At 40.3% G+C, this 17,914-nt stretch carries 20 protein-coding genes; 14 read left to right on the forward strand and 6 right to left on the reverse strand.

The window, feature by feature from the left end; genetic code table 11:
- Window positions 1-214 precede the first annotated feature (214 nt).
- The 4 genes from SYN7509_RS0214445 to SYN7509_RS26005 are packed head-to-tail and all read left to right on the forward strand — an operon-like array spanning window position 215 to window position 4,060.
- Window positions 215-1,552 (forward strand): aminopeptidase P family protein, encoded by a 1,338-nt coding sequence (locus SYN7509_RS0214445; protein ID WP_009631751.1) that lies wholly within the window; start codon window positions 215-217, stop codon window positions 1,550-1,552.
- A complete protein-coding gene (locus SYN7509_RS0214450) occupies window positions 1,536-3,392 on the forward strand; it encodes an FAD-dependent oxidoreductase (protein WP_009631752.1) in 1,857 nt (618 codons plus the stop codon). Before SYN7509_RS0214445 ends, SYN7509_RS0214450 begins: the two co-directional genes overlap by 17 nt.
- 2 nt (window positions 3,393-3,394) lie before the next feature.
- Window positions 3,395-3,778 (forward strand): hypothetical protein, encoded by a 384-nt coding sequence (locus SYN7509_RS26000; RefSeq protein ID WP_009631753.1) that lies wholly within the window; start codon window positions 3,395-3,397, stop codon window positions 3,776-3,778.
- 42 nt (window positions 3,779-3,820) lie between these two features.
- On the forward strand, window positions 3,821-4,060 hold the full coding sequence (locus SYN7509_RS26005) for a hypothetical protein (RefSeq protein ID WP_009631754.1): 240 nt from the start codon (window positions 3,821-3,823) through the stop codon (window positions 4,058-4,060).
- A 47-nt stretch (window positions 4,061-4,107) separates the two neighbouring features.
- Here the strand turns inward: SYN7509_RS26005 and SYN7509_RS30715 are convergent, their stop codons facing one another.
- The 3 genes from SYN7509_RS30715 to SYN7509_RS0214470 form a co-directional block, all read right to left on the reverse strand.
- On the reverse strand, window positions 4,108-4,491 hold the full coding sequence (locus SYN7509_RS30715) for an IS1 family transposase (RefSeq protein ID WP_038020951.1): 384 nt from the start codon (window positions 4,489-4,491) through the stop codon (window positions 4,108-4,110).
- Window positions 4,492-4,590: 99 nt separating this feature from the next.
- Complete coding sequence (locus tag SYN7509_RS30720; RefSeq protein ID WP_028954328.1) at window positions 4,591-4,878, reverse strand: IS1/IS1595 family N-terminal zinc-binding domain-containing protein; 288 nt, start codon at window positions 4,876-4,878, stop codon at window positions 4,591-4,593.
- Window positions 4,879-5,268: 390 nt separating this feature from the next.
- Window positions 5,269-6,291, reverse strand: coding sequence for a ribose-phosphate pyrophosphokinase (locus SYN7509_RS0214470; protein ID WP_009631006.1), 1,023 nt, complete (start codon window positions 6,289-6,291; stop codon window positions 5,269-5,271).
- Window positions 6,292-6,657: 366 nt separating this feature from the next.
- Between SYN7509_RS0214470 and SYN7509_RS26010 the strand changes: the two genes are divergently transcribed.
- The 10 genes from SYN7509_RS26010 (at window position 6,658) to sipA (ending at window position 15,617) form a co-directional block, all read left to right on the forward strand.
- A complete protein-coding gene (locus tag SYN7509_RS26010; protein WP_009631005.1) occupies window positions 6,658-7,857 on the forward strand; it encodes a serine/threonine-protein kinase in 1,200 nt (399 codons plus the stop codon).
- 9 nt (window positions 7,858-7,866) lie between these two features.
- Window positions 7,867-8,571, forward strand: coding sequence for a dethiobiotin synthase (gene bioD / locus SYN7509_RS0214480; RefSeq protein WP_009631004.1), 705 nt, complete (start codon window positions 7,867-7,869; stop codon window positions 8,569-8,571).
- 71 nt (window positions 8,572-8,642) lie between these two features.
- Window positions 8,643-9,869 (forward strand): M20 metallopeptidase family protein, encoded by a 1,227-nt coding sequence (locus SYN7509_RS0214485; protein ID WP_009631003.1) that lies wholly within the window; start codon window positions 8,643-8,645, stop codon window positions 9,867-9,869.
- 80 nt (window positions 9,870-9,949) lie between these two features.
- Window positions 9,950-10,114, forward strand: coding sequence for a hypothetical protein (locus SYN7509_RS30165; protein ID WP_158506156.1), 165 nt, complete (start codon window positions 9,950-9,952; stop codon window positions 10,112-10,114).
- 370 nt (window positions 10,115-10,484) lie between these two features.
- Window positions 10,485-11,291: a Nif3-like dinuclear metal center hexameric protein gene (locus SYN7509_RS0214500; RefSeq protein ID WP_009631002.1), complete on the forward strand. Its 807-nt coding sequence runs from the start codon at window positions 10,485-10,487 to the stop codon at window positions 11,289-11,291.
- A gap of 203 nt (window positions 11,292-11,494) precedes the next feature.
- Window positions 11,495-12,691, forward strand: a complete 1,197-nt coding sequence (locus tag SYN7509_RS0214505) for a glycosyltransferase (protein WP_148297996.1) — start codon at window positions 11,495-11,497, stop codon at window positions 12,689-12,691.
- Window positions 12,692-13,365: 674 nt separating this feature from the next.
- Window positions 13,366-13,635, forward strand: coding sequence for a 30S ribosomal protein S15 (rpsO, locus tag SYN7509_RS0214515; RefSeq protein ID WP_009631000.1), 270 nt, complete (start codon window positions 13,366-13,368; stop codon window positions 13,633-13,635).
- A 12-nt stretch (window positions 13,636-13,647) separates the two neighbouring features.
- Window positions 13,648-14,148, forward strand: coding sequence for a PAM68 family protein (locus tag SYN7509_RS0214520; RefSeq protein ID WP_009630999.1), 501 nt, complete (start codon window positions 13,648-13,650; stop codon window positions 14,146-14,148).
- Between the two features lie 139 nt (window positions 14,149-14,287).
- Complete coding sequence (aroF, locus tag SYN7509_RS0214525) at window positions 14,288-15,349, forward strand: 3-deoxy-7-phosphoheptulonate synthase (protein WP_009630998.1); 1,062 nt, start codon at window positions 14,288-14,290, stop codon at window positions 15,347-15,349.
- A gap of 4 nt (window positions 15,350-15,353) precedes the next feature.
- On the forward strand, window positions 15,354-15,617 hold the full coding sequence (gene sipA / locus SYN7509_RS0214530; protein WP_009630997.1) for a regulatory protein SipA: 264 nt from the start codon (window positions 15,354-15,356) through the stop codon (window positions 15,615-15,617).
- Window positions 15,618-15,706: 89 nt separating this feature from the next.
- Here the strand turns inward: sipA and SYN7509_RS0214535 are convergent, their stop codons facing one another.
- From SYN7509_RS0214535 to nuoK, 3 genes are all read right to left on the reverse strand, one after another.
- The gene (locus SYN7509_RS0214535; RefSeq protein WP_009630996.1) at window positions 15,707-16,234 is read right to left on the reverse strand and encodes a universal stress protein; all 528 of its coding nucleotides are present in this window, start codon (window positions 16,232-16,234) and stop codon (window positions 15,707-15,709) included.
- Between the two features lie 426 nt (window positions 16,235-16,660).
- A complete protein-coding gene (locus tag SYN7509_RS0214540; protein ID WP_009630994.1) occupies window positions 16,661-17,584 on the reverse strand; it encodes an NAD(+) kinase in 924 nt (307 codons plus the stop codon).
- A gap of 4 nt (window positions 17,585-17,588) precedes the next feature.
- The gene (nuoK, locus tag SYN7509_RS0214545; RefSeq protein WP_009630993.1) at window positions 17,589-17,894 is read right to left on the reverse strand and encodes an NADH-quinone oxidoreductase subunit NuoK; all 306 of its coding nucleotides are present in this window, start codon (window positions 17,892-17,894) and stop codon (window positions 17,589-17,591) included.
- Window positions 17,895-17,914: the final 20 nt, after the last annotated feature.

A 17,914-nucleotide genomic window follows, 5' to 3' on the forward strand; every position in this document is an offset into this window, starting at 1 on the left:
TAGGCAGTACAAAGCTTACTATAAGAAAAACCAAGACTTGGGGGGTCTGCCCCCCAAACCCCCCATTGGGGGACGGTTGCCTCCCCCAAACCCCCTGCAAAAGTGTCTTATCTTTTTGTACGGCAGTTGTTGGGCAATAGACTTCTCTACAGATGGTGTGAACTAAATCTGTGTAAACTTGTAAATTCTGGTAAGTGTTGTAGTTGTCGCAATCATGACGTTAATTGATACTTTACGCGATCGCCGTCAAAAATTAGCTAAACTAATCGATTTTCCCGCTATTTTATGGTCTGGTAAAAGTACACCACGTAATTTTGCCGCGAATACCTTTCCTTTTCGCGCTAGTAGTCATTTTCTCTACTTTGCTGGGCTAAATCTAGAAAATGCGGCAATTCGTCTAGAAAATGGCAATTTAGAGCTATTTATGGACGATCCCCCTAGTAGTAATACTCTATGGCATGGAGAAATCCCAAAACGCGAGGAAATAGCGGAAAGAATCGGCGCAGATTCTGTCTATCCTTTTGCCAAATTAAGGCAAAGTATCTATAAATCTGCCACACTTCCGGTACAAAATATTGTTACACGGCAACAACAAGATAAATGGCTACAACGTAAGGCTAGTTTAGAAGGTGTTGATTTAAAGTTAGCAAGTGCGATCGCCCAATTACGTCTTATTCACGATAAAGGCGCAATAGCCGAAATCAAACAAGCAGCAAATGTAACTGTAAAAGCTCATCTTGCGGGGATAGAAGCAACTAAAAGCGCCAAAACTGAGGCAGAAGTCCGCTCGGCGATGGAGCAGGTAATATTAGCTCATAATATGACTTGTGCTTACTCTAGTATCGTTACAGTACGCGGCGAAGTTCTCCATAATAATCATTACGACAATAAGTTATCTGCCGGAGATTTGCTATTAGCAGATGTTGGGGCAGAAACCACTAACGGCTGGGCTTCAGATGTAACGCGCACTTGGGCAGTTTCGGGTAAATTTTCCCCTACCCAAAAAGATATCTACGATGTCGTATTAGCGGCGCACGATGCTTGCATTGCGGCAATTGCTCCTGACGTAGAGTATCAAGAAATTCATCTACTTGCAGCTTCAATAATTGCTCAAGGATTAGTAAATTTGGGCATTCTACGCGGAAATCCAGAGGATTTAGTTGCTATGGATGCTCACGCACTCTTTTTTCCTCACGGTGTGGGGCATCTGTTAGGCTTAGATGTTCACGATATGGAAGATTTGGGAGATGTTGCGGGATACGAAGCGGGAAGAAAAAGGAGCGATCGCTTTGGGTTATGCTATTTACGTTTAAATCGTCCTCTACGTCCCAAAATGGTAGTAACAATAGAACCTGGTTTCTATCAAGTACCCGCAATTTTAAATAACTCCGAAACTCGCACCAAATACAAAGATGTTGTCAATTGGCAACAGTTAGATAACTTTGCCGATGTACGTGGGATTCGCATTGAAGATGATGTATTAGTCACAGCCCAAGGTAGCGAAGTGTTAACAGCCCAATTGTCTACAAACATCAATGAATTTGCCTCCTAACAATGAACCTCCTGCACGAATTTTGGAAAGCCCCCTAAATCCCCCAACCTTGGGGGACTTTAAATCTAGTCCCCTCCAGAATTGGGGGGTTAGGGGGGCAAAAACTCGTTCGCCCAAGCAGTCTAACGAATTAATCTCCTGCGATGTCTTAGTTGTTGGCGGTGGTACGGGCGGAACATCCGCAGCAATCCAAGCAGCAAGGAAAGGGGTTAAAACTATCCTGGTTAGCGAATTTGAATGGCTAGGCGGAATGCTAACTTCGGCGGGGGTAGCAGCCCCCGATGGTAACGAATTACAAGCTTTTCAAACCGGGCTTTGGGGTGAATTTCTCCACCAGTTACAGCAAAGACAAGTAGGCGGATTAAATAACAGTTGGGTAAGTTTTTTTAGCTATAATCCCCGCTTGGGTGCAGAAATATTTAAGGGTTGGGTAAAAGAATTACCAAATCTTCACTGGATTGCGGGAAGTGTACCATTAGAAGTTATTAAGGATGGTAATGCAATTACTGGAGTAAGATTTAGCGATTTTACTGTTAAAGCCAAAATTACCCTAGATGCAACAGAACTTGGAGACTTATTAGAATTAGCCAAAATTCCCTATCGTTGGGGTTGGGAATTACAAGCTAAATGGGGCGAAGCTAGTGCGCCCGTTGCCGAAAATAAATTAACTAAAACTTACCCAGTGCAAGCGCCAACTTGGGTAGTAATTATGCAGGAATTTACAAGTGCGATCGCGCCCTTAATTCCCCCACCACCAAATTACAACTCCACAAAGTACACTGATGCTTGGGCAAACTATGGACAAGAGGAATTTCTAAACTACGGACGTTTGCCAGGTAATTTATTTATGATTAACTGGCCCTTGCATGGTAATGATTATGCTGAAGGTGTCGAACGTCTAATAGAGTCAGAAACATCAAAACAGGAATTTTTACAACATAGTCTTTGGCACACTCAAGGATTCGCCCACTTTATCCAATCTCAATTCGGGCGCAAATACGGACTAGCCAACAATATTTTCCCCGTTGGTGACGGTGCTTATGCTATACATCCTTACTACCGCGAAAGTCGCCGCCTAGTAGGAATAACTACCGTTACAGAACAAACTATTTTACCTATACCTGAAGGAAATGTCGCCCAGTTACAACCGGAAAGTATTGCAATAGGCAACTACGCAAACGATCACCATTACCCCGGTGTAGATTTTCCCCTCCAGCCTAAATCTATTCGTTGGGGAGGACGCTGGACAGGTACGCCTTTTACTATTCCTTTTACTTGCCTCATACCGTTACAAACTGATGGTTTGTTAGCCTGTGAAAAAAATATCTCTGTTTCTCACATTGCTAATGGTGCAACTAGATTGCAACCTGTAGTAATGAATATCGGACAAGCGGCGGGAATGGCGGCGGCGCTGTGCGTAGAATTGGACTGTCAACCGCGAGATTTACCTGTAAGAAAGTTACAAAACGCTCTATTGCAAACTAAAGCTTCTATTATTCCCTTATTCAATTTGCCTGCTAATCATCCTGATTGGTGGCACTGGCAAAGCTATTATTTAGACCATTTAGAAGCTTATCCTATTAGCGGCAACTGCCCTTGTAGTCAAAATGCCTCACCACCATTACAACCTGATTCTCGCAGCTTTGAAGGTATCTTTAACCATCATAGCGAACAAAATTATACGCTTACTTTAACCGAATCAATGCAGACATGGCAATTAGTCACAATGCGATCGCACATTCACGATCAATTACAGATATGTAGCGATAATCAACTTCTCAAAGTGTCGGGAACTATCAACTATTCAGGAAAATGGTTATTAGTTGAAGAAATCAGGTAAAAATGAAACAATTTATAACTCTAGAGTGCGATCGCCTTGCTACAGAACTATCTCAAGAAATACTTTTATCTCAATCATACCCAACACTTAAAATTGAAGGTTTGGAAACGATTCTCTATATAAAATTTCTCCCTAATTTGTTGCAGGAAACAGCCCAGTTTATCTATGGCGATGTAGAGGTTCAAAGCAGTAGAGGATTTGAGATTATTCCTTATTCAAAGCTTGGTAAAAACTCTAGTTTTAGATTATTTGATGTAACAAACAATCTCATTGGATTAGGGCGCGTTGAAAAGAGATGGAATCAATCAGCAATTGCAGAGCAATGGAAAACAGTTTTCATGCTGGAGAAAATGATAAAAATTGATTTTATACGAGTGTTTTCGTAATAGGAGTTTGAGCGAATAAAGCTAGGTATCTTACCACTATCTATGGATGATAAATGGTTTATTTATTTTGAGAGCGGACACTTGTATTGTCATCGTAGCTGGATGGGAATTTGTATTTTTGATGTTCAAATAGAAACTATTGGTAATGAATCTATAACTACTCAAGTTTTAGCAAATAATCATGAATTTCAAAAATCATCCATTAGTTTAGATCGGCATAATTATATTTTAAATTTTATTTTTAACCTAATGTGTGAGGAGGCAAAAGTGCTGTATAGCTGAATGCCATTTAAGAAATTCGGAGATGTTGTAAAATTGTTGATTAAGTATTAAATTAACAAACCAAACTCGTAGCGGTTAATAAATAGTCCAATTACAAGATCGTGCATAAGCACCGTCTTAGAAAAGCAAATCGTTTTCCGTGCTAAACGTTCAATTCGTGTTCGTAAATTCAAATGCTTGTTTTCTATTTTTTGAGTGTTTTGTTTGCCAATTTTATGCAATTTTTGGTCTAAATGCCGCGAATAAGCTCCCCAATCATCGGTGTAAAAACGGGTAATTCCAAAGGGATCTAATAAAGCTTTCAATTGTACAAAAGCTTCATCAGAACGTCTACCTCTGGCGGAGGCTAAAATTTTTCCGCTCTTACGCTCAATGGCGTGCCATAACAACCTCTGATTAGATTTATTGGTAACGAAACGACCCATCTTCATCGAGTTCAGATTCCAAATCTGATGATATTTTCAAAGCCTTAAGCAAGCAAATATCAATCACCATTGACTCGCAATTGCGTTGTTTTAAAACTGATAAATTCACTGATTGCAATTGGTTTTATTTTTTTTTATTTCTTTAATAACGGTGCTAGTGCTAACGTGTAATACTCGCGCTGTATCTCGAATTCCACTGCCGTTAAGTGCCATGTCCACAATCTGTTGTTTTACTTTTCGGGATTGACCCGGATAAGCATACTCTAAAATGAATGTTCGACCATCACAAGCTTGTTCTCGACATTGATAACGTTGCTTTCCTTGAGGAGTCTTTCCATTTTTTACAATATCTACTCCCTGACAGTAAGGACAATGTAATACTTGTGTAATCATAGCTACTCTTGATGCTGTTGATTCTACTATTTTTCTGAGTTTAGTTTAGTATATCAACAATTTTACAACAACTAATAGTTAAAGGAAAACGCTTATTTACAGTAAATATTTCGATGTTAATTTGCATAAGAAAAGGGAAAGTGCGATCGGGAGCATCTCACCTTTTTGATAAATATTTATACTTATCAAAATAAATCTTATATCAGGGCTTTTGGCAAAAATAGGGTTTTCAAATTGGGATTCCAAAACCAGATTTGTTTCCAACTGATACCTGAAAAAGCTTAATTTTGCGTTTGAGTATTTGTACTCATTGCAAAATTGAGATGCTCCCGATCGCGCAAAATTGAGATGCTCCCGATCGCACTTTCTAGGAAATATGCAGTTTTGCCTTTAGCGAAACATACTACTTACTGAAGTATCTTCATGAACCCGCCAAATAGTTTCTCCTAGCAAATTAGCCACCGAAAGCACCGTTAGCTGCTCAAAGTGATTTTCTAAGGGAACGGGAATTGTATTTGTAACAATTACTTCTTCAAATAAGCCACTCGATAGCCGCTCCACTGCGGGAGGAGAAAACACTGCATGAGTTGCACAAGCGTATACTTGACGCGCTCCTTCCTCTCGTAACAGTTTAGCCCCCGCCGCGATCGTACCACCGGTATCAATCATGTCATCTACTAGCACGGCAGTTTTACCCGCCACATCGCCAATGACGTTGAGGACTTCTGCGACATTATGAGCTTGACGACGCTTGTCAATAATTGCCAAAGGCGCATCATTTAGCTTTTTAGCAAAGGCTCTGGCTCTAGCTACACCCCCAACATCAGGAGAAACTACCACAATATCCGATAACTGTTTACTAGCTAAATAATCAATTATTACTGGCGAACCGTAAACATGATCGAAAGGTATATCAAAATATCCCTGAATCTGGGCTGAGTGCAAATCCATTGCTATAACTCGGTGTGCGCCGCCTTGAGTAATCAAGTTAGCCACCAATTTAGCTGTAATCGACTCTCGCCCCGCAGTTTTGCGATCTGCCCTAGCATAGCCGTAGTAAGGAATTACTGCGGTAATCTGCCGCGCGGAAGCACGACGACAGGCATCAATCATAATCAGTAATTCCATCAAATGGTCATTTACTGGATTGCAAGTAGGTTGAATAAGATAAACATCACAGCCCCGAATCGACTCTTGAATTTGAATGTAAAGTTCTCCATCGGCAAATCGCTTACGAATCATTGGACCCAAGTCCATGCCCAAATAACGAGCAACTTCTTGAGAAAATGGGACGTTGGCAGAACCAGAGAACAAACGCAAGCGGTTATTGTCAGTCATAACCGAACTTTGAGTTGACGGAAGCGTCAAAGTAGTTGCAGATCGTAGCACAACAGACCCTCTAAGCGGCTTCATGGCAATCCTATCATCACGAGTTTATATACTTCCTCAGCAATTGTAGGGAAATTTAATTATAAGCTTGGATAAAGTTATTAATTAACAATAGTTTAAGCCTTTTAGGCAAATACTTTGTATAACTAGCCTTTCCACCCGTATTTTGAATTTATTTGTTAAACAAGTATGTAAGCAAAATTACTTAGTTATAAAATAGCAGGAGACGGACTTAGTGGTTTTGAGACAACTTTAGAAATTTTAAGAGCGGTCAATTTATGTCTTTACAGCTTGAAAAGCTAATGCGATCGTACGATTAAAAGCAGAATCTCCAAATTCTTCTTAGTCTCATAACTAACTGTTGAACTAAATTTTTTTATATTCGTCGCAATGCAACCACCTATTTCCCTGCAAACAGTTCTCCAAAATCGCTATCGTTTAATCAAAATTTTAGGTGAGGGGGGATTTGGTCGTACCTATTTGGCAGCAGATTTAGGTCGCTTTAACGAGCTTTGCGCCCTTAAGGAGTTAATTCCTTTTCAAAATACACCGGAGTTTTTAGCCAAGGCAAAGCAGTTATTTCAAAAAGAAGCAAGTGTTTTATACAAAATTCATCATCCTCAAATTCCGCAGTTTAGAGCCACTTTTGAGCAAGATGAACGCTTAGTTTTAGTCCAAGACTACATAGAAGGTAAAAGTTATTTGCAATTACTCCAGGAAAAGCAGGCAATAAATAAAACTTTCACGGAAGTAGAGGCAATACAACTATTACAGCAATTATTACCTGTACTTGCTCACTTACACGTTAGGGGCATAATTCACCGTGATATCTCCCCCGATAATATTATTTGGCGCGAAATTGATTCTAAGCCTGTATTGATTGATTTTGGTGTAGTTAACGAAATAGCCAGCCGGATTCAAGCGATTAATCCTCAATCTGTGACAACAACGGTAGGGAAATTAGGCTACGCGCCCATCGAACAACTGCAAACGGGTAGAGCTTACGCCAGTAGCGATCTGTACTCATTGGCAGTGAGTATTATAGTTTTACTTACAGGCAAGCAGCCTTTAGAATTATTTGATGACGAGCAATTTATCTGGAATTGGCAAGGGTGGACAAAGGTAAGTCAAGAATTTGCTTGCTTGCTCAATCGGATGCTAAGTTACAAGCCAAGCGATCGCTATCAATCCGTTGCCGAAGTTGCCAAAGCCCTACAATTGATGCTAGAATCCGCTCCCCAAACGCCATTACCAAATAGTCTTCAACCTGTAGCTGCACTGCCACAAATAGAGCAAAATTCCCCTCCTCATCTCCCCGTTACTGCCCCATCTCAAATAAATACAATGGCAATTGGTCGTCGTCCCGATGAAATCAAACCCATTGCTACCAAACAATTGCAACCAACGGTTACTAAGCTTTCTATTTGGGAACGCTGGTGGGCGATCGCATTTATTTTTGTGGCGGTGGCTTTGATTGCTGGCGGTAGTTCTTTGTTATTTGTAAGTTGGTTATTAAATAATAATCAGAAAGGAGAACCGCAAACTTTCCCTTCGCCGCTAATTGCTGAACCACCTTCTAAATCTAATTAACAGGATATTTTGAACGCACTACTAATTACAGGTACAGATACCGAAACAGGTAAAACTGTTTTAACCACCGCTTTAGCTGCTTATTGGCAAAGGTTTGTTTCTCCAAAAAAGCTGGGGATAATGAAACCAATTCAAGCGGGAACTGGCGATCGCGAATTATACGCGCAATTATTTACTCTCCATCAATCTATCGACGAAATTAATCCTCTATACTTTGATGCCCCTTTAGCACCCCCCATTGCTGCCGCCAAAGAAGGACGCACTGTAGACTTAGGTATAGTATGGCAAGCGTTTCAGCAGTTGCAAAGGACACGAGATTGGGTGCTAGTAGAAGCTTTAGGCGGACTTGGATCGCCGATAACTTATGAATTTACCGTAGCTGACTTAGCTGCCGAATGGCGATTACCAACAGTTTTAGTTGTTCCGGTAAAACTAGGAGCAATTGCTCAAGCCGTTGCTAATGTTGCTTTAGCTAGAATGACGGGAGTTGATCTTAAAGGCATTATTTTAAATTGCGTACAGCCAGTTTCAAGCGAGCAAATTACCGATTTGACACCCATAGGCTTGATTCAATCGCTGACTAATATACCTGTATTAGGTTGTATGCCTTATTTAGATGATCCAAAAGATTTAGATAAACTGGTACAAGTAGCAGCAAATCTAGACCTAGAAATATTATTGCCGTTTACTCTAGCTAATACTAAGAGAAAATAAGTTATCAGCGATCGCCTTTTCATCGAGCAAATACAGTTGATTGAAAATTTAGTTAAATCTTTATTCAAAACATGGTTGCTACTTCAATAAATCCTCTTAATATCGATTTATCCAGCATTCGGGCGGAAATTCAAGCACTACAGCCGCAAATTGTCCAATGGCGGCGAAAAATTCATCAATACCCAGAATTAGGCTTTAAAGAACAATTAACGGCGCAATTTATTTCGCAAAAACTTCAAGAATGGGGAATTGAGCATCAAACAGAAATCGCCCACACGGGAATAGTGGCAACTATCCGCAGCCACAAAATCGGGAAAGTATTGGCAATTCGGGCGGATATGGATGCTTTGCCAATTCAAGAACAAAATCAAGTAGATTATTGCTCCAAACATGATGGCATCATGCACGCTTGCGGACACGATGGACACACTGCGATCGCTCTTGCTACAGCTTACTACTTAGCCCAACACCGCGATGATTTTGCAGGCAGTGTCAAAATCATCTTTCAACCCGCCGAAGAAGCCCCAGGGGGTGCTAAACCAATGATTGCCGCCGGGGTATTAACTAATCCTGATGTTGACGCAATTATTGGCTTGCATTTGTGGAATAATTTACCCCTAGGTACGGTAGGAGTGCGAGAAGGGGCATTAATGGCGGCGGTGGAGTGTTTTCGCGCTCGGATTCTAGGTAAAGGCGGACATGGTGCAATGCCGCATCAAACTGTAGATTCTGTTGTCGTTGGAGCGCAAATTGTCAGCGCCCTGCAAACCATTGTGGCGCGAAATGTCGATCCCATAGAGTCCGCCGTTGTAACAGTAGGAGAATTCCATGCAGGTACAGCTTTAAATATTATTGCCGACACGGCGCAGCTAAACGGCACAGTTCGTTATTTTAATCCAAAATTTGCTGGGTTTTTACAGCAAAAAATCGAACAAATTATTGCGGGGATATGCAGTAGTTACGGCGCTAAGTACGACTTAGAATATTGGCAACTTTACCCGCCAGTAATTAATAATGCCGAAATTGCTCAATTAGTGCGAAGTCAAGCTATGAAAGTTGTTGAAACTCCCCTGGGAATTGTGCCAGAATGCCAAACTATGGGTGGCGAAGATATGTCATTTTTTCTGCAAGAAGTACCAGGTTGTTACTTCTTTTTGGGTGCTGCCAATCTTCCTAAAAACTTAGCTTATCCTCATCATCATCCTCGCTTTGATTTTGATGAAACCGCACTAATGATGGGAGTAGAAATATTTGTCCGTTGCGTAGAAAATTTTAACTGTTTATTTGTTCAAAACTAACTGTTAGTACAACCGTAAGTAACACAGTCTGTTATCAAGCTATGTTGTGAACTAGGCGACAGGAAACGCCGACAAGAATAATGAGCAGCACTTACCGCCAAACAATCATCAGCGCTAGGCAACAAATTGCCAATACTAACAGTGCAGTCTGTGATAGTAAAAAGCGGATTAATAAAAGCAACGTAACTATGACTGCAAGCAAAGAAACTCTCACAGATAGTAATTGTTACTTTACTTTGCTTTAAGTATTAGCTTTTTAATTAGTAATCTCAAAGAACTTATAAGTTTTCTTGAGATAGAGAGTAAGCAAGTTCACCACAAAAATACTCAAGACAAATTTTACTTAACGCCTAAAGAAAATTTGCAACAAATTATGACTCACCCTTTTAAAACAAGTTTGTGTCCCACTTGCGGTCATTCTTTTCCCAAAACAAGCAATCTGTTAGTAAGTTGGAATTGTCTAGGTTGTAAATGGGTTGATAGCTTATTTGGCTGCTAAAATTTAGCAATGGTTGGGGTTAATAATAAAAAAAATTCTAGATTCTAGAGTTAGCATTAATCTTAGGGTTGCTCGAATTACTGAGTAACCCCAAACTTGAGGGAGAAATTGCGAGGATGATAATTGCGGACTTAATTAAGTGGTTTGAAGCTTGGGCAAATCCTGCTTGGCAAGAAAAATGGGATAATTGCGGCTGGCAAATTGAACCTGGGGTACTAAACCAGTCAGCACGAGTGTTAGTATGCTTAACACCTACTTTAGCAGTAGTGGAGGAAGCGATCGCCCTTTCCACTTCCGGTACAGAAGTCAATCTAATTTTCGCCCACCATCCGCTAATTTTTAACCCTCTCAAATCTCTACGCACGGGAGATGCAATAACTGAAATAACTCGGTTAGCTTTTAGCCATCAAATCGGCATTTATACCGCTCACACCAACTTTGACCAAGTACAGGAAGGTACAGCAGATATACTTGCAACTATGTTGAAATTACAAGAAGCCATGCCTATAGTACCAACTCAAAGCAATTTAGGCTATGGGCGAGTGGGAAAATTAAACCCAACTTTGACTTTAGCGGAGTTACTTGTACAAATTCAAACTCTTTTAAAGCCGCCAAACTTAATTATTTCTCCTACCGCCGATTTAGCGCAAATTATTCAAAAAGTTGCAGTGTTGGGCGGAAGCGGTGCTAGTTATATTTCTGACGTAGTCAAGACAGGGGCGCAAGCTTACTTAACTTCCGATTGTAAATTTCATCAATTTCAAGAAAGTCGCGATCGCGGTTTAATATTAATTGATGCTGGACACTATGCTACCGAACGTCCAGCTTGCGAGTCCTTGGTAACTAAATTTACAGCTTTGGGTCTAGATTGGGTAAAATTAAGCCAAAATGATGAAGATTTTCGCTGTTTTTTTCCAACCTAATAACTTTTTTTCTTAAATTCTTAGCTGTGCTTGAAAACCCTCTAAACTCCTCAACTTCTATATAGGAATTAGCTCCTAATTAATTTAAGAATGTGTTGTTGTTTTATTAAAAAAACACATCATCTTTATAAAAAAAACTTATTTATAAAGGTTACTAAGCTGCTTTTTAACTGATAATCGGTAAAGCAAAGCTAAAAATATACTTGTTTAACAATCAAGTACAAAACTGTGCGACCACTCAAAATTTAACTAACATCAGCAAAGATTTAAGTATGTCCTCCCCGGTATCAAGAGTTTTAGTTTTATCAATGAGTAACTTCGAGTTTCGTGTCGGTCGCACTACCTTATTTGAATTTGAGTATGCTGTAAATGATTTTGAAGACGTTGATATACTCGCTCCCAGTTACTCACAAAATAAGCTTAATAAATTAGCCAGGAACATTTCACGGTTTTCTTTTGCAAAGACAGGCAAAGCACTTCCTATTAGCCCTACATTTAATCAATTTTCCTTAGATAAAGAATACGATTTATTTTTGTTTATTTGTCAATATCCTAAAGAATTACGTTACTTAAATTCTATTAAAGATTGGCGTAAAAAATGCCGGAAAGCTGTTTGCTGGTTAGACGAAATATGGTCAAAAGATGTAACTAAGTTTAAGCCTCAACTAACAGCATTAAAAGACTTTGACCATGTTTTCATGAATCTAAGTTCTAGTATTGAAAAAGTTGCTGAGATTATTCAAAAGCCCTGTTCTTATATGCCTCCAGGAATTGATGCTATAAAGTTTTGTCCCTATCCTTTACAGCCACAAAGAAGCATTGATGTATGCAGTATAGGTCGCCGTCCAAAGTTACTTCATGAATCACTATTGAATTTAGCAGAGCAAAATAACTTCTTTTATATGTATGACACAATGAGAGAATTATTTGTACGTGATTACAACGAACATCGCAACTTATATAGAAATATAGTTAAAAGAAGTCGTTATTTTATTGCTTACAAACCCAAATTCGACTTATTAAATCAAACGGGCGGTCAGGAGGAACTAAATATTCGTTTCTTTGAAGGTGCAGCCGGTGGTGCAGTAATGTTAGGAATACCGCCAAATTGTCAGGCTTTCCACCAAAACTTTGATTGGTCAGATGCAGTAATTCCTTTGGCTGAAGATTCAACTAATATAGCTGAAATAATTTCTCAACTTGATTCTCAGCCAGAGCGTTTAAATAAAATTCGTACTGACAATGTCGTCAACTCCCTTCTGCGCCACGATTGGGTATATCGCTGGGAAAAAATCCTGGATACTATTGGTATACACCCTTCTAAAGGAATGCTTCAAAGAAAAGATAAATTAAAAGAACTAGCTGCAATTGCTACAAAAAATAGTAATATGAGTGAATAACTTTATAGAAAAAGTAACTTATTTTTAACTCGATTGCTCGTTTGCGAATTTTGCTTTTATCCCTGCGCTAACTGAACTTAAACTATCTTTTAAATAAACTTAACTAATTGTTTTTTAGGCAGCTCAAAAAAAGGTTGTTTTACTGCATATATTTTTTTAAATACCTGGTGCAATTTGTGAACTAAAACCATTTGTTTACGATCAAAATTATGAATTATTATCTATCTATTTTCTGTCAGTTTCCGAAGTAAGTCTTGCTTTAAAAGAGTTACAACCATTAATTGAGCAAGCTGATTTTTATTATTAAAAAACCGTGCTATTGCTTTCTCTAGAAGTCTTTTAGGATTCAGGCATGACCAAAGTTCTCGAAGCCTGACAGAAGATGGATAGTATTGATATTCAACTTACATAAGTAAGCTAAAAGATTGTATTCATCTTTGGAGTGAGAAAAATAAACTGAGTCGAGGAAGCTGAAAAAGCTACCGAATCGTTTTAATATTGAGTAAGGTGCAAACGACGATCGCACATTTTATTAAGCGCATCTTGGCATTAAAGCCGCTATTGTAGGCTATTGAAACTATTTTAAGAGTAAATAGAGCGTTGAATTTAGGCTATTACCCAAGTGTTGTGGTAGCATAATAAGTTGCTGCATTATCAAAATAAATTGAGTTTTTATGGCACTGACACAACAGCGCAAACAAGAATTAATCACCAGCTACCAAGTTCATGAGACTGATACTGGTTCTTCTGAAGTCCAAATCGCCATGCTGACTGATAGAATCACCCGTCTTAGCGAACATCTCCGGGCAAATCAACAAGATCACTCATCGCGCCGAGGATTGTTAAAAATAATCGGTCAACGCAAACGTTTGTTATCTTACGTACAGAAGCAAAACCGCGAGAAGTATCAAGCTTTGATTGCTAGATTGGGAATTCGCGGTTAAGGAGTAGTTATTATGGCTACCGAACCCGAACGCCAATCTTTACCCTTTGAACCAAGTAAAAAAGCTCCCAAAGCAGCTAAAAGCACCGAACAACCTGCGGCTAAACCAAAAAGCGTAAAAAGCAACTACAAGCCACAAAAAGCCCCGGTAAGTACCAAAAATCAAGCAAATAAGCCACCTTTTACAAAGGAAGAAATGGCACTACCAAAAGTAGTAAGCGATCGCATGGCGCGGCGAATGGTAGTATTTTGCGGCGTACCAACAGTTTTAGGGATGGCAACTTTAATTGGTGGCTACGTAGCTATTAGTCACGGCATTAAACCGCCGGGAGTATTAGTCTTACTATCGAGTATGGGTTTTTTGGGTTTAAGTGTTTTGGGGCTAACTTATGGCATCCTCTCTGCCTCCTGGGAGGAGGAAGTGGCTGGAAGCAAATTAGGGGTACAGGAATTTGTAATAAATTGGGGCAGGATGCTGACAGCTTGGAAATCGACACGACAGAAAAACCCTTAGTGATTCTGGTTTTAGCGTGCAAGTTATCAACAGAGCGATCGCAAACTTGAGACAATAAAAAATATCAATTTGCGCTTGCTCCCCTTTAAACAAAAGTGTTTCTAAAATTAAATAACTACCTTCGATCGAGGAATTTAACATGATTGTAGTCATGAAAGCTGGTTCGCCAGAAATTGAAATTGCCCGCATCAGTGAAGAATTAAGTAGTAGAGGACTCAGCGCCGAAAAAATTGTTGGCAAGCATAAAGTAGTTCTGGGCTTAGTGGGGGAAACTGCTAGTCTCGATCCGTTACAAATTCAAGAAGTCAGCCCCTGGATTGAGCAAGTAATGCGCGTAGAACAACCATTCAAACGCGCCAGCTTAGAATTTCGACACGGACAAGCAAGTGAAGTCGTAGTTGATACCCCAAATGGCGCGGTACATTTTGGGCAAAATCACTCAATTGTCACGATCGCCGGACCCTGCTCGGTAGAAAATGAAGCCATGATTATTGAAACCGCCCAGCGCGTCCAAGCCGCCGGAGCGCAATTTTTACGTGGGGGTGCTTACAAACCCAGAACATCGCCCTACGCTTTCCAAGGACACGGAGAAAGTGCGTTAGAACTATTAGCCGCAGCCCGCTCGGCAAGCGGACTTGGCATTATTACCGAAGTAATGGATACCGCCGATCTTGATAAAATTGCCGCCGTAGCTGACATAGTTCAAGTTGGCGCTCGAAATATGCAAAACTTTTCTTTACTCAAGAAAGTTGGAGCGCAACCAAAACCTGTATTTTTGAAACGGGGAATGTCGGCAACTATTGAAGAATGGCTAATGGCCGCCGAGTATGTTATGGCGGCGGGCAACCAAAACGTTATTCTCTGCGAGCGTGGCATCCGCACCTTTGACCGTCAGTATGCCCGCAATACTTTGGACTTATCAGTAATTCCTGTACTGCGAGGTCTTACCCACTTGCCAATTGCCATCGATCCAAGTCACGGTACGGGTAGAGCCGAATATGTCCCCTCAATGGCTTTAGGTGCGATCGCTGCGGGTGCAGATGCGCTAATGATTGAAGTTCACCCCAACCCTGCCAAGGCGTTATCTGACGGGCCGCAATCTTTGACACCTGATCGCTTTGATAGTTTAATGTCAGAGCTTGCCGTAATTGGTAAAGCTGTAAATCGCTGGCAGCGACCCACCGCGATCGCTAACTATTAAAATTATGTCTAAAGAATTTGTCATTGGTGAAAAAGTTAAAGTCACCACCTTACCGCCTTATCTCAAAACTGCCGATCCGATGCCAATGTTGCGTCCTCCTGATGTCGTGGCATTAGGGGAGGAAGGTATTGTTAGCGATCGCCGTCCCGCAAATTATTGGGCCGTACGGTTCACTAATGGTACTTTTTTAATTGATAGTCAGTACATTGAAACTGTAACCCACACTACCGAACAAGTCGATCTGGGTCTAAATCCTCAAGACTTATAAAAAGTAGACTGATATTAATTACTTTTGGTATATAAAGGCGATCGCATTTGTATACCAAAATTTTTCAGTTACCAATCTGTAGATTTATCTTAGGTTGAACTAACTATTGCTTGTGCTGTTTGCGCCTCAGATTCGTTATTAGCCAAATGTTGCACAACTAAAACTGAGCAAGAAGCATGATGAAGAACATAATTGCTTACACTTCCCAAAATTAATTCATTTATCCCCGATCTCCCCCTGCGCCCCATAACTATTAGATCGGCTTGCCAATTAATAGCAAAATCGCAAATAGTTTGACCTGGACTTCCATAATTTTGACTAAATTCGGCATTAACTCCAGCAGCAATTGCTTGAGTAGAAAGATTTTGTAATAGTTTTAAACCCCGCTCTTCAAACTCTTTATATTGTTGTTGATAAATTTCCAGAGCTTTGCTATTTAAGCCTGTATAGTATTCTCTACCAAAACTTGTAGGCAGATTGGGCATCCCTTCTTCATGGGATAGAACGTGCAGTAGCATGACACTAGCTCCGGTAGCTTTAGCTAGATCGAGAGCTTTATCGAAAACTGATTTATTAAGGGTAGAGAAATCAACAGCTACTAAAACTTTTGCAAACATAACAAATTGTCTCCAATTATTTTAATTGAATGTAGAATTTGCTCAGTAGATATGGGAAAATCTGACCATCATTACTAATAATCCCACTAACATACAAACCCAGATTATTAACGAACCCCAGCTAACAGACTCACCTAGCCAAGGTTGCTGTGTATTCCTAGTTGTTTTTTTGAGGATAGCCATTTGCATACCTCCGTACTTATATATTCTTAATTTTTAATTTAATCTAAAGGCTGTTCTGACAACGTTAATTGCAATGAAAATTAAATACTATCAACAATAATATAAATTTAGGCATTAAAATCACTCTCAATCAGCCCTATTGATACAAAAAAGCAACACTTGAACCTAACAGCCCTCTCAATTTGCTGGTTGAAGTGTCTAGCGGATTTGTTTAAATCTGGCATTTAGGAGCTTAATTTACGATCAATTATTGCGGTGGTTATTATCATAATGAACCCTCGCCCCTGCCCATTGGAGTTTTTCGCGCAGGGTGTGATAGTAAGAATAGTTTTCTTCCAAAATAATAAACTTAGCTTGATGCTCCGACATTCTGACATCTACCCGTTGTCCGGGCCAAATAGACGCGCCTAAAATACTATCAGTCCACAACTTAGTATTAAGCTCGTAATCGGCTAAGGGCCAAACGCTGACTACCGAACCTGCGGGTAAAATCAAAGGACGGCTAGAAAGACTCATAGGACAAATAGGCGTAACAATAATAGCTTTCATGCCATCATGCACTATCGGCCCGCTTGCAGAAACCGTATAACCTGTAGAACCTGTGGGCGTAGCAATAATTAACCCATCCCCTTGATACTGATCGACGACTTCCCCATCAATATCCATTTCCAAAATTGACGTGATTGTTCGGTCAGCCGAGGCGGGTTTGATGCACATTTCATTGAGGGCGAGGTATTTATCGCTCATCAATTGGGTGTTAGTGCGATCGCCTTCGTAAATTGCCGCCTGCAACATCATCCGTCTTTGAATAGCATAGCGATCGGCAAGTATTCGCTGCCATACTTGTTCGGAGTTTTTAAATTCCTCAAAAGCTTCCGTCAAAAAGCCTAAATGTCCCCCCACATTCACTGCCAAAATGGGGATATTATGCGGGGCTAAATGCCGTGCTGCCGTTAATACCGTCCCATCACCACCCAACACTATAGCTAAATCAATAGGCTGGCTTGCAGAGGCGAGAAACACCGGATAAGGGTTGTCTTTTGGCCCGCTTGGCCCCATGAGAATGCGGCAATTGAGACTTTCTAATTGCCGCGCACATTTTTCCGCCCATTGGCGACTTTGAGCATCGGCGGCTTTGTGAGCGATAATAACCTGCTTTAACTCCACCCGATTACCACTTCAAAAGGTTAAATTGCTCCATATCCACCGTATCGCGGTTGCGATAAATAGTCAGCACGATCGCAAGGCCCACCGCCGCCTCGGCAGCAGCTACCGTTAGCACAAATACTGTAAATACTTGACCTTTAATTTCTTGGGCATCTAAATAGTTAGAAAATGCCATCAAATTCAAATTCACCGCATTTAGCAGTAATTCAATAGACATCAACACTCTGACCGCATTGCGGCTAGTAATTAAGCCAAAAATACCAATACAAAATAAAGCCGCCGCTAATAATAAAAAGTATTCAAGTTGCATAATTTTCTCCTCCTTTTTTA

It is taken from the genome of Synechocystis sp. PCC 7509 (genome assembly GCF_000332075.2).
In the GTDB taxonomy this organism is placed as follows: Bacteria; Cyanobacteriota; Cyanobacteriia; order Cyanobacteriales; family Chroococcidiopsidaceae; genus Aliterella.